At 65.2% G+C, this 11378-nt stretch carries 14 protein-coding genes; 9 read left to right on the forward strand and 5 right to left on the reverse strand.

Going from position 1 to position 11378, the window contains the following annotated elements; genetic code table 11:
- Positions 1 to 80 precede the first annotated feature (80 nt).
- The gene (locus tag ACT2FV_RS09310) at positions 81 to 401 is read left to right on the forward strand and encodes a hypothetical protein (protein ID WP_444503723.1); all 321 of its coding nucleotides are present in this window, start codon (positions 81 to 83) and stop codon (positions 399 to 401) included.
- Here the strand turns inward: ACT2FV_RS09310 and ACT2FV_RS09315 are convergent.
- Positions 356 to 1123: a DeoR/GlpR family DNA-binding transcription regulator gene (locus ACT2FV_RS09315; protein WP_124627620.1), complete on the reverse strand. Its 768-nt coding sequence runs from the start codon at positions 1121 to 1123 to the stop codon at positions 356 to 358. The two genes, ACT2FV_RS09310 and ACT2FV_RS09315, sit on opposite strands and share 46 nt — an antisense overlap.
- Before the next feature lie 43 nt (positions 1124 to 1166).
- Positions 1167 to 1847 carry an MgtC/SapB family protein gene (locus ACT2FV_RS09320; RefSeq protein WP_124905974.1) on the reverse strand — a complete coding sequence of 227 codons (681 nt, stop codon included), beginning with the start codon at positions 1845 to 1847 and terminating at the stop codon, positions 1167 to 1169.
- 261 nt (positions 1848 to 2108) lie between these two features.
- Between ACT2FV_RS09320 and ACT2FV_RS09325 the strand changes: the two genes are divergently transcribed.
- The 4 genes from ACT2FV_RS09325 (at position 2109) to ACT2FV_RS09340 (ending at position 6616) form a co-directional block, all read left to right on the forward strand.
- Positions 2109 to 3053: a choline ABC transporter substrate-binding protein gene (locus tag ACT2FV_RS09325; protein ID WP_151047085.1), complete on the forward strand. Its 945-nt coding sequence runs from the start codon at positions 2109 to 2111 to the stop codon at positions 3051 to 3053.
- Positions 3054 to 3088: 35 nt separating this feature from the next.
- On the forward strand, positions 3089 to 3769 hold the full coding sequence (locus ACT2FV_RS09330; protein ID WP_151047208.1) for an HAD family hydrolase: 681 nt from the start codon (positions 3089 to 3091) through the stop codon (positions 3767 to 3769).
- Complete coding sequence (locus ACT2FV_RS09335; protein ID WP_239007155.1) at positions 3745 to 4074, forward strand: hypothetical protein; 330 nt, start codon at positions 3745 to 3747, stop codon at positions 4072 to 4074. The genes ACT2FV_RS09330 and ACT2FV_RS09335 overlap by 25 nt, the downstream gene beginning before the upstream one ends.
- A 91-nt stretch (positions 4075 to 4165) precedes the next feature.
- Complete coding sequence (locus tag ACT2FV_RS09340; RefSeq protein ID WP_444503724.1) at positions 4166 to 6616, forward strand: phosphocholine-specific phospholipase C; 2451 nt, start codon at positions 4166 to 4168, stop codon at positions 6614 to 6616.
- On the opposite strand, the gene ACT2FV_RS09345 is transcribed toward ACT2FV_RS09340, so the two are convergent.
- Positions 6606 to 6938, reverse strand: a complete 333-nt coding sequence (locus ACT2FV_RS09345) for a hypothetical protein (RefSeq protein WP_444503725.1) — start codon at positions 6936 to 6938, stop codon at positions 6606 to 6608. The two genes, ACT2FV_RS09340 and ACT2FV_RS09345, sit on opposite strands and share 11 nt — an antisense overlap.
- Positions 6939 to 7229: 291 nt before the next feature.
- Between ACT2FV_RS09345 and ACT2FV_RS09350 the strand changes: the two genes are divergently transcribed.
- Positions 7230 to 7820, forward strand: a complete 591-nt coding sequence (locus ACT2FV_RS09350; RefSeq protein ID WP_059605117.1) for a GNAT family N-acetyltransferase — start codon at positions 7230 to 7232, stop codon at positions 7818 to 7820.
- 41 nt (positions 7821 to 7861) lie between these two features.
- Here ACT2FV_RS09350 and tam read toward each other — a convergent pair whose 3' ends face one another.
- Positions 7862 to 8647: a trans-aconitate 2-methyltransferase gene (gene tam, locus ACT2FV_RS09355; protein WP_444503726.1), complete on the reverse strand. Its 786-nt coding sequence runs from the start codon at positions 8645 to 8647 to the stop codon at positions 7862 to 7864.
- 122 nt (positions 8648 to 8769) lie between these two features.
- Here tam and ACT2FV_RS09360 point away from each other — a divergent pair, with 122 nt between their 5' ends.
- Positions 8770 to 9666 (forward strand): LysR substrate-binding domain-containing protein, encoded by an 897-nt coding sequence (locus ACT2FV_RS09360; RefSeq protein ID WP_444503916.1) that lies wholly within the window; start codon positions 8770 to 8772, stop codon positions 9664 to 9666.
- 16 nt (positions 9667 to 9682) lie between these two features.
- Here the strand turns inward: ACT2FV_RS09360 and ACT2FV_RS09365 are convergent, their stop codons facing one another.
- Entirely contained in the window at positions 9683 to 10117 is a 435-nt protein-coding gene (locus ACT2FV_RS09365) for a GNAT family N-acetyltransferase (protein ID WP_444503727.1), read from the reverse strand.
- Positions 10118 to 10336: 219 nt separating this feature from the next.
- Here ACT2FV_RS09365 and ACT2FV_RS09370 point away from each other — a divergent pair, with 219 nt between their 5' ends.
- Both ACT2FV_RS09370 and ACT2FV_RS09375 read left to right on the forward strand, forming a co-directional pair.
- Positions 10337 to 10678 carry a hypothetical protein gene (locus ACT2FV_RS09370; RefSeq protein ID WP_444503728.1) on the forward strand — a complete coding sequence of 114 codons (342 nt, stop codon included), beginning with the start codon at positions 10337 to 10339 and terminating at the stop codon, positions 10676 to 10678.
- A gap of 196 nt (positions 10679 to 10874) precedes the next feature.
- The gene (locus tag ACT2FV_RS09375; RefSeq protein WP_059605221.1) at positions 10875 to 11330 is read left to right on the forward strand and encodes a DUF3304 domain-containing protein; all 456 of its coding nucleotides are present in this window, start codon (positions 10875 to 10877) and stop codon (positions 11328 to 11330) included.
- Positions 11331 to 11378 lie beyond the last annotated feature (48 nt).

Below are 11378 nucleotides of genomic sequence, written 5' to 3' on the forward strand. Positions count from 1 at the left end.
ACAAACGTCGCGATCTTCCCGCTTTCGATCGTGAACAGATGCATCCAGTCGTCGTCGTACGTGCGGCCTGTGGCATGGACATGCCAGCGTTGCGTGCCGAGCACGACGACCCGGTTGCGCTGCACACGAGCCGCCGCGAGGCGGCGGAACAGGCAAGCGCGCGTGCGATGCGCGCGCGGCTCGATGACTTGATGGCGATGGTGAAAGCGCTGCGCGCCGAGGCGAGCGCGATCGAACGGACGGTGCAGGCATCGACCGACGATCCGGCCGCACCCGCGGCGCAGTCACTGTCGATGCTGCGGCGCAAGCGCGTCGTGCCAGCCGCTTCACATGACGCGGCGCGCCGCCGCGCGCATCACGACAGCACGATGTTCCGGATGACCTTCTTGATGCTCGGGTAGCTGTCGACCGACTCCGCCTTCTGGTCCGTCACGAGCGTGCCGATCCGCGCGGGTTCGCAAAAGCCGATCCGGCTATTCGTGCCGAGCTTGCTGAAGTCGGCCAGGATCGCGACGTCCGCCGCGTTGGCGACCATCGCGCGCGCGACTTCCGTTTCCATCCGGTCGTAGTTCGTCGCGCCGCGCACGTGGTCGACGCCGACCGGCGACAGCAACGCGAGATCGGCGCGATAGCGGAAGATCTCGGCGATCGTCCCGTCGCCGACCGTCGCGGCCGCGCGGCTGCCGATCATCCCGCCGAGCAGAATCGTTTCGTTCTTCGCCTGCCCGGGGTCGCTCGAGCGCATCTTCAATGCGACGTCGATCGAATTCGTGACGACCGTGAGGCCGGACAGCTTCGCCAGTTCCTCGGCCAGCAGCGTGGTGGTCGTGCCCGCGTCGATGAACAGCGTCTGCGAGCCCGTGACGAGCCGCGCCGCGGCGCGCGCGATCGCCTGCTTCGCCTTCACGTGCGTCTGCGCGCGTTCGGCGATCGGCGCTTCGTCGCCCACCTGCACCGCGCCGCCGTGCACGCGCTTCAGCTCCCCCATCGCTTCCAGATCGACGAGATCGCGGCGCACGGTTTCCCGCGACACGTTCAGATCGGCCATGATCCGGTCGGTGGAGACACGCTGCATCTTCGATAACAGAAGCCGGATCCTCTGATATCGCTCTTCTTGCCACATGAAATGTCCTTGGAAATGAACGTCAATGGTATTCGAACCGCGGCTACGCGGCGCTCTCCTCCATCTTTTTGACCCCGCCGAGGGTCTGCAGGGATTGACGGACCACCTGGAATTCGCGGCTCGTCATCTTCGAGAACACCACATGGATCCGGTCGTCGTCCGGTGTCGCGTCGTCCTGTTCGATGACGAACTGGACGATGCGCGCCTGGTCGATCCCGGGCATCGCCTGCAGCGACGTCAGCTTCACCGCGCCGCGGCTCGCGAGGATACGCACGCCCCAGCGCTGCCTCGCGGCGAAGAAGCGCTTCTCGATCGGCTTCAGGCCGGCGAGGATCGTCAGCACGATCGCCGTTGCAGCGATCGCGGCGATGTACATGCCGCCGCCCACCGCCAGCCCGACCGCCGCGACGACCCACAGGCTCGCCGCCGTCGTCAGCCCTCGGATGATCTCGCCGCGCAGCATGATCGACCCGGCGCCGAGAAAGCCGATGCCCGATACGACCTGCGCGGCGACCCGCGACGGGTCGAGCGACACGTTCTTCGCGTTCTGGATGTCCGCGAAGCCGAACGCCGACACGACCATCACGAGCGCCGCGCCGACGGCTACCAGCATGTGCGTGCGCAACCCGGCCGCCCACGACAGCCGTTCGCGCTCGATGCCGATGATGCTGCCGAGCAGCGCGGCCAGCAACAGGCGGGAGATGATTTCCATCTGACTGATCATGCGATGCCTCCATTCTTCGACCGACTTGATGAAACGCGACCCGCCCGAACCGCCGCCCGGCATGTTCTGCTTTCGTCCGGCTGACGGTTCGCACGCGCCGCAGGTTGTATTTTTGTGCGAACTTGCGAATTTGTGCTTTCTAATATACGTTACGAAAAACCGCACGGCTAGACCCAAGTTCGTTCGTTTCATCCGATCAATACGATCGATCGTCGGACCACTCACGCAACCCGATCCGGAACACTTGCTTAGGAGACCAACATGATGAAGAAGGCATGGATGCTGGCCGCAATGCTGCTCGCGTCGATCGCGACGGCGCCCGTTCACGCATCCGAAGGCGACGTCTGCAGGAAGGTGACGCTCGGTGATGTCGGCTGGAGCGACATCGCGGCCACGACCGGCGTCGCGATGATGCTGCTCGACGGGCTCGGCTACGAAGCCAGCAAGACGATCGCGTCGCCGCCGATCGTGCTGGCCGGCGTGAAGAAGGCGCAGATCGATGCGTTCCTCGGCTATTGGGATCCGAGCATGACGCCGACGGTGAAGCCGTTCGTCGACGCCGGCGCCGTGCACCTGCTGCCGCAGCCGAACCTGGTCGGCGCGCGTTACACGCTGGCCGTGCCGCAATACGCATCGGACAAGGGCCTGAAGAGCTTCGCCGACATCGCGAAGTTCCGCGACCAGCTCGACGGCAAGATCTACGGGATCGGCGCCGGCAACAACGGTAACGCGCTGATCCAGCGGATGATCGACAGGAACGAATTCGGGCTCGGCGGCTTCAAGCTCGTCGAGTCCAGCGAGGCCGGGATGCTGGTGCAGGTGACGCGTGCGGTGCAGGAACACCGGATGATCGTGTTCCTGGCGTGGGAGCCGCATCCGATGAACATCAACTACAAGATCGCGTACCTGGAAGGCGGCGACGCCGTGTTCGGCCCGAACTACGGCTCGGCGAAGGTCTACACGCTCGTCACGCCCGGCTACCTCGAACGCTGCCCGAACGTCGGCCGCCTGCTGACCAACCTGAAATTCACGACCGACGAAGAGAACCAGCTGATGGTGCCGATCATGAATCACGCGGATCCGGTCGCGGTCGCGAAGGAATGGGCGAGGAAGAACCCGGGCGTGCTGTCGAAGTGGCTCGACGGCGTCACAACCATCGACGGGAAGAACGCGAAGGACGCGATCGAGAAACTCATCGGCGCATGAGCACGCCAGCAGCCACGCAATACAAGGACTTTCACATGCACAGGAATCTCGCGCTGTTCGATCTCGATCACACGCTGTTGCCGCTCGACAGCGATCAGGCCTGGGGCCGCTTCATCACTCGGGTCGGCTCGCTGGAAGACGACACGCATGCGGCGCTGATCGACGAGCACTACGGCCGCTACGCGGCCGGCACGCTCGACATGGACGCGTATCTCGCGGTGACGCTGGCGCCGCTCACCCGCTATCCACGGGCGCAGCTCGAACGCTGGCACGCGCAGTTCATGGACGAGGTGATTCGGCCGGCCATCACGCCGCAGGCGCGCGCGCTCGTCGATCGTCATCGCGAGAGCGGCGATCTCTGCTGCATCGTCACCGCAACCAACGTATTCGTGACGGGGCCGATCGCCGCCGAGTTTGGAATCGAGCATCTACTCGGCATCGAGCTCGATACCGACGACGGCACGCCGGGCGGACGGTTCACCGGACGCAGCACCGGCGTGCCGAGTTTTCGCGAAGGGAAGGTCGTGCGCACGAACGCGTGGCTCGATTCGCTCGGCTACGCACCGTCGGATTTCGAACGAACCTACTTCTACAGCGATTCGATCAACGACGTGCCGTTGCTCGACTACGTCACGCATCCGGTCGCGACCAATCCCGATGCAAGGCTGTCGCATGTCGCCGGCGCGCGCGGATGGCCTGTCATGAAGTTGTTCTGATACGGGCGCTATTCTCCGCTGTTCATTTCATTTCTGGAGGGGCAATGAAAGCAGGAACAGGAACGACGCACGTCAATCACTCAGGAATCCGACTTGAATCGAGTCACGACAACCCCGCTCCGCCCGCCGGCAAGGAAAGTCATTTTCCGCACTGGCGCGGCGCTTTGATGATCGCACTCCTCTGCACGCTGGCCGGTTGCGGCGATGGCGATTCCGGCGCGACCGGCAACCTCGCCGCGAACCGCGCATCGGCATCGGGCCCGGCCGCCGCGCCGGTCCTGCATTGCGCCACGGCTTGCCACTGACGGGCACCTGCCCTTGTCCGGCGCGACTGCCATTGCAACGCGCGGCGTTTGAAGCGCGGCGGCGTCCGGCCATTCATGACAGAGAGCGAACATGCAAAACAAATCCACGACACGACGTCAGTTCCTGGCCGATGCGCTGAAGCTCGCGGGCGCCACGGCAGTCACCGGCATGCTGCCCGAGAGCATCCTGCGCGCGCAGTCGATTCCGGCGGCAACCGTCACCGGCACGATCCAGGATGTGAAGCACGTCGTGATCCTGATGCAGGAAAACAGGTCGTTCGACCACTACCTCGGCACGCTGCGCAGTGCGCGCGGCTTCGGCGATCCGCGCCCCGTCGTGATCTCGAGCGGGTATCCGGTCTGGCGCCAGCCGTGGCTGCTGTCGTACGTGTTCCCGTTCAACCCGTCGCCGCCGGCCGGCAGCGCGAACGGCGACACCTATTACGGAGACCTCGACCACAGCTGGAACGGCACGCACAGCGCATGGAACAACGGCCGCTACGACAACTGGGCCGGCGCGAAGACCAGCGGCACAATGTACTACTTCACGCAGAACGACATCCCGTTCTATTACGCGCTGGCGAGCGCCTTCACCGTGTGCGACAGCTACCACTGCTCGATGCTCGGGCCGACCGACCCGAACCGCCTGTATCTGTGGACCGGTTGCTGCGGCAACGTGCCCGGCTACTCACCGTACACGACCAACACGATGACCGGCACGGGCTGGACCACGATGCCGGAACGGCTGAATGAAGCCGGCGTCACGTGGAAGTTCTATCAGGACAAGGGCAACGGGCTCGATGCCGCTCACGGTTACGGCGAATACAACGGCTCCAGCAAGGATCTCTGGTGGAACGGCAACTACGGTGACAACGTCATCCTCAACTTCAGGCAGTACCAGAACCTCGGCGCGAACGATCCGCTTGCGCCGGCGCTCAACGGCACGCAAATCGACCCGACGGGTGGCGGCACCGAATACGACACGCGCCTGTTCAGCCAGTTGCAGGCGGACGTCGCGAACGACACGCTGCCGCAGGTATCGTGGATCGCCGCGCCCTACGCGTACTGCGAACATCCGTCGTGGGCCGCGAGCGGCGGCGAATGGTATGTGAGCAACGTCCTCAACGTGCTGACGTCGAATCCGAAGGTATGGGCCAGCACGGTGCTGCTCGTGATGTACGACGAGAACGACGGCCTGTTCGATCACGTGCCGCCCGCCGTGCCATCCAGCGCATACGCGGGCACAGGCCTGTCGACGGTCTCGACCGCGGCCGAATTCGTCGGCAGCAGCGGCGCGGCGTCCGACGGCTCGGCCAGCGGCGACGTGCCGATCGGCCTCGGCCCGCGTGTGCCGATGTTCGTGATCTCGCCGTGGTCGAAAGGCGGCAAGGTCAACTCGCAGGTGTTCGATCACACGTCGGTGATCCGCTTTCTGGAAACGCGCTTCGGGCTGCAGGAAACGAACATCACGCCGTGGCGGCGCACCGTGTGCGGGGACCTCACGTCGGCGTTCGACTTCACGAATCCCGACCAGACGGTGCCCGCGATCCCGAGCCCGGCCAGCAACATGGACCCGAACGGCTGGACGGTCATCATCCCGCCGGCGACCACCACCGCGGTGCCGGCACAAACGACCGGCCGCAATGCGGCATGCCGGCTGCCGTACGAGTTCTTCGTGCAGGGCAAGGTCAACCGGTCCGGCAAGACGCTCGCGCTGACGATGACCAATACCGGCACGGCGGGCGTGCATCTGCAGGCGTGGGTCGACGGCACCAGCACGATCCCGCGGCAATACACGATCGGCGCCGGCGCGAACGCGTGCACGACCCTGTCCGATTCGCTCGCGCTGAGTTCGGCCGGTGGCTACGACTATTCGGTCTACGGGCCGAACGGATTCCTGCAGACGTTCCGTGGCAACGTCGGCGCGTCGGGAAATACCGGTTCGTCGGCCGAAGTGAGCCTCTGTTATGACGTGCAGAACGGCAACGTGCAGATCACGCTCGACAACACCGCCGGATCGAGCCCGACGACGTTCCAGCTCGTCGACAACGCGTACGGCATGAACACGCCGCAGTCGGTCAGCGTGCCGGCCGGCGCGACGCAGGCCGTCACGTGGTACGGCGACGCAGGCTGGTACGACGCGAGCATCCGCGACGCGAACGATCCGAACTTCCTGCGCCGCGTGGCCGGCTGCGTGCAGACGCAAGCGGGCGCGCTGCTGACCGATTCGGCGATTGGCAATACGAACGGGAAGTTCGTGCCCGCGCTGTCGTCGCAGGGGTCGTCGTACGGCACGCTGCGGTTCGACTACGTCGTGCCGCCCTGGCGCCACAGCCCGAAGAACTGGGTCGGCATCTACCCGCGCGGCGCGCAGCCGACCAAGGGCGGCTACAAGTCGTGGGCGTATCTGCCGAAGAGCACGGGCTCGCTGCTCTTCTCGTCCACGGCGAACAGCGCGCTGGCGTCGGGCCAGTACGATGCGTGGTTCCTCTTCGACGACGGCTACACGCCGCTGGCAGGCCCGGTCGCGATCAGCATCTGACGAGCGGCCGGCGACGCGCGCTCACGGCGCGCGTCGCTCGGCTGGGGCTCGCATCAGCCAGTCTTCGTAGAGCGCGCCGAACGGCCGTGTCGGATGCGCGTTCTCGGGTTTCCAGGATCCACAGCCCGGTGGCCGGCGCGCCGTCGAAGTCGCCGAAGTCGCCGAGATTGCCCGCCTTGTCGATCGCGTGCGGAAAATCGCTGACGCGATGCCCCGTATCCGCGATCGCGTCGACGGCGTGCCACGTCATCGTTCTTGCGTGCCGCTTCGCGTCGAGCGAAAACGCTTCGCCGACGGCTTCCCGCTGCGTCGAATTCAACATGGTGTTCCCGTGCCGGTGAATGTCGGTCGGTGCAGTCGATCATCATTTCGATACGCACCGCCGACTATCTCGCGTTCCGCGCCGATGCATGGCGTGGTTGCATACCCGTTCCAGGTGCGGCGTCGCCGCCGATATCCCGCATAATCGAGCGTTGAACCGCGCCGCGAAGGGAAGCATTGTGCGAGCGCAGCAATTCGAATCAGGAACGGGCGCGATCCGGCTCGCCGCAAGGCGGCGGCGCTCGCCCCGGGGGAATACCCGGCAATCCCGCTGAAGACAGGACACCGACACATGGACCGAGCCGAGCACATCAGCATCGAACAGGCGGGCGATCTGCCCGCCGACGAACTGAACGGATGCGACTTTTCGTTCGAGATCGCGTGGGAGCTGAATGCGCCGTACCAGGATCTGCTCGATTTGCGCGCGCTGCCCGTGCGGCGCAAGGACTACGGATTCGACCCGGCCGGCTGGGCGCGCGAGGCGTCCGGCGGCACCGCGCTGTTCCGCGCCAGCGCGGGCGGGCGCCTCGCGGGATTCGTCGCGATCACCGAAAGCTGGAACGGGATGGCCGAGATCGCGGAACTCGCGGTCGACCGCGGTTGCCGGCGGCAAGGTATCGGCCAGTTCCTGCTGGCGGCCGCGGAAGCATGGGCGCGCAACCGCGGGTTCGGCTTCATGCGGCTGGAAACGCAGGCGAACAACGTCGCGGCCTGCTGCACGTACGCGCGCGCCGGCTTCGTCATCGGCGGCCACGACCGCTTCCTGTACGCCGACGGCGCGAATGACGGGGAAGTCGCCCTCTTCTGGTACAAGGATCTGCGTGACGGGCAGTCCGCAAAGAGCCGGACGGTCGATCCGGAATCGATGCGGCCGCTGTCCTGACCGACGACCGGCCGCCGCACCGCCCCGGTCCTGCTTTCGCCTCACTTCCGCGTCGCGACGATGAACAGGCGCGGGAACGGCAGCAGCACGGTGCCGTCGTCGAGCAGCGGATAGCCGTCCGGACCAGCGAGCGCATCACGATAGCGCGCGACGAATGCGTCGCGTTCGCTTTCGTCCAGCGCCGCGAGAAACGGCCGCAGCGCGCTGCCCTTGAACCATTCGACGACCGCATCGGCCCCGCCGCGCAACGGATGGTAGTAAGTCGTGCGCCAGACATCCACCCGCGAACACAACGGCGACAGCAGCGCGTAGTAATACCGTGCGTCGAACCGTTCGGTGCGCGCCGCGCCCTTGAGCTTGTCCGCCCATCGCCCGCCCGCGGCGACCTCGCGCATCAGCCGGTGCGCGGGTTCGCCGAGGTTGTCGGGCATCTGCACCGCGAGATGGCCCCCCGGCGCGAGCCGGCCGACGAGCGACGGAAACAGCGTGTCGTGCGCGGGCACCCATTGCAGCACCGCGTTCGACAGAATCAGGTCGTAGCCGCCCGGATCGTCCCAGACCGAGACATCCGCGAGATCGAAACGCAGCGCGGGCAGGCGCTTGCGCGCGGCCGCGATCATGTCCGGCGACGCGTCGATCCCGCGAACCGTCGCGTCGGGTGCGCGCGCGATCAGCGCTTCGGTCGAATTGCCGGGCCCGCAGCCGATGTCGATCGCGGTATGGATCCGCGTATCCGGCACGGCGGCCAGCAGGTCGCGCACGGGCCGCGTGCGTTCGTCTTCGAATCGCACGTACTGGTTGGCGTATTGATCGAGTGGGGTCGTCACGGTATGCCTCCTGGTCGGCGTGGACGGTGCCGGAATACCGACAGCCATCGATGCAGCGCATTCTGCGATCTCGCCGTTCTTCAGTAAAATGAATTTAATATCGTTATTGATTCATGTTTCTGATGAAAATCGATACGCTCGGTGTCCAGGCTTTCGTCGCGATCGCCGACGGCGGCAGCTTCAGGCAGGCGGCCGACACGCTGCACGTCACGCAAACGGCGATCACGCAACGGCTGCGCAAGCTCGAGTCGTTTCTCGGCGTCGCGCTGATCGAGCGCACGACACGCCGCACCACCCTCACCGAAATCGGCCGGCGTTTCCTGCCGCAGGCGCGCCGGCTGCTGAACGAGCTGTCGGATGCGCTGACCGAAATCCGCGAAACGGGCCTGAGCCAGCGCGGCGACGTGACGATCGCGTGCGTGCCGACGGTCGGCGTTCAGTATCTCCCCCGTATTCTGCGTGCGTTTTCCGGGCACCGGCCGCACGATCGCGTGAAGATCCTCGACCACGCGTCGGCGTCGGTATTGCAGGCCGTGCTGCGCCGCGAAGCGGAATTCGGGATCAGCATCGCGGGCGACCAGCACCCCGAACTCGTCAGCGTGCCCCTCACGCATGATCCGTACGTGCTCGTCTGCCGCGACGATCACCCGCTCGCGAGGCGTCGGCGGATCCGCTGGGCCGCGCTGCAGCCGCATCCGCTGATCTTCGCTGGCGAAGTGAGCGGCAATCGCGGGCTGCTCGAAGGTGCGCTGAAGACGAGCGGCGTGACGCTGCATTCGTTCTACGAAGTGCAGCGCAGTTCGACCGCGCTCGGACTCGTCGCCGAAGGCCTCGGCGCGGCCGTGGTGCCGAAGCTCGCGATCCAGAAGAACGCATATCCGATGATCCGCACGATCGAACTCGTCGAGCCGTCGGTGTCGCGCACGCTCGTGCTGGTCAAGCGCCGGGCCGCGCAGTTGTCGCCCGCGGCGCAGGCGCTATACGACATGATCGTCGAGCGCGCGACGCCGGCGCGGTGACGTCAGGCAACGTCGTTCATAGCGTCTTGACCATGAACACACGCGCCGCCCCTTCCGGCTCGCACGGCACTTCGCCGAACACCTCGTACCCGTGCTTCCGGTAGAAATCCGGCGCCTGGAACGTAATCGTGTACAGCACCGCGCGGGCACATCCGCGCCGCTTCGCCTCCGTTTCAGCCTCGCGCAGCAGCCGGCTGCCGACGCCGCCGCCACGCAGCGATTCCGGCAGATAAAAGAGGTCGACGAAGAAGAGACCGAGCGAGGTTCGGCCGGTGAGCCCGCCCAGGACCTCGCCGGTCGCGGGATCGGTCACGTAGACGTCGAGCGCCGCCGTGTCGCTGCGGCCCGTCATCGCGTGGTTGAATTCGCCGAGCTTGCGGCTGATGAAATCGCGGGCAGCCGGTTGTTCGGCGTCGGTGAGCTGAAGGGAAACGGCGGGATGCGCGGTCATGGAATGGAGACGTGCGTGAATGAGCCGCCGAACGTGCAGGGTTCGCGGCGGGCGTCGCACGACTATAGCGCGTTCGCCCGCAGCGCGAGACTGTGCCGATCTTGACGAACATACAAACGACGGGCACATCCGGAACCCGCCGTTTCGTGACGCCGGGAGCCACTGCTTCTCGGGGCCGAACAGCCTCGACTATCCGCTGCCACGCCTGCCCGAAGGCGTATGTTCGGAATGCTGCCGCAGCGCCGCGAAAATGAAGTCCGCACTGACACCCCGTACATGAGCGACGCTGCCTCCATGAAGCTGTTTCGCGATTTGGCGCGCGCGTTGCCGCTGCCAACGCAATGGCCACGCACGACCGCGGAGCAGCGGCACGACGATCTGCGCGACTGGCATCGCGCGCGGCGGATCGAGCACACGGGCCCGTTGCGCCTCATCGCGCTCGTCGACGGCGCGCTGGACGATACGATGCTCGTTCGCAACCCGATCGTGGTCGCCGTGCCGCTGCTTGTCGGGGCATGGCGGGTTCATGCGGTGACTGCTGGCTACGGTCCTTATCGATAGATTTGCCGAACGATGTAGATGAAAGTGACATCCCCGTCCCTTCGTTGCCCAACAAACACGACGGATCTATCGAATTCCATTTCCTGCCCGACCGCAAGATCGAAGCCAAATGGGTCGAGTACCCGACCGGTCCGCGCAACCCGAATACCACGAGTAACGCGTCGCGCGCGACGAACTGACTGACAGGAACATCGACATGCTGAATTTTCTTCGCCGTCTCATTCGCAACCCGATCGCGATCGCCGTGATGCTGCTCGGTGGTGCGTGGTGGGTGCATGCGCAGACAGGAGGATACGGACCGTATCGGGTCATTAGCTATAACCACACGGATCGAAGCATCTACAGCTTTCAGATCGACGATTTCGGCGCAGGGGGATCATATGCGCACGAATCCCAAGGAGGCGGTGGCATCGTATGCTGCATGGATGTCCCTCGAGGGAAAAAGACCTGGCATATCAAGATCATCTATGACTTGACCAAAGAGCAGGCTCAAAAGAATGTGCCGAATGAGGTTTACGAAACCGACATTCCCGTTCCCCCTCTGCCAAACAAGCATGGCGGGTATATCGCATTTCATTTTCTGCCCGATCGAAAGATTGAGGCGCAGTGGGTCGAACGTCGAATCAAGGCAAACATCCCGAACGCAAACTAAGATAGCGAGCGCAGCATGTCGAACGAAACCAGTCCTGCCCAAAGCGCC

Source organism: Burkholderia sp. PR2 (assembly GCF_052372875.1).
GTDB lineage: Bacteria > Pseudomonadota > Gammaproteobacteria > Burkholderiales > Burkholderiaceae > Burkholderia > Burkholderia diffusa.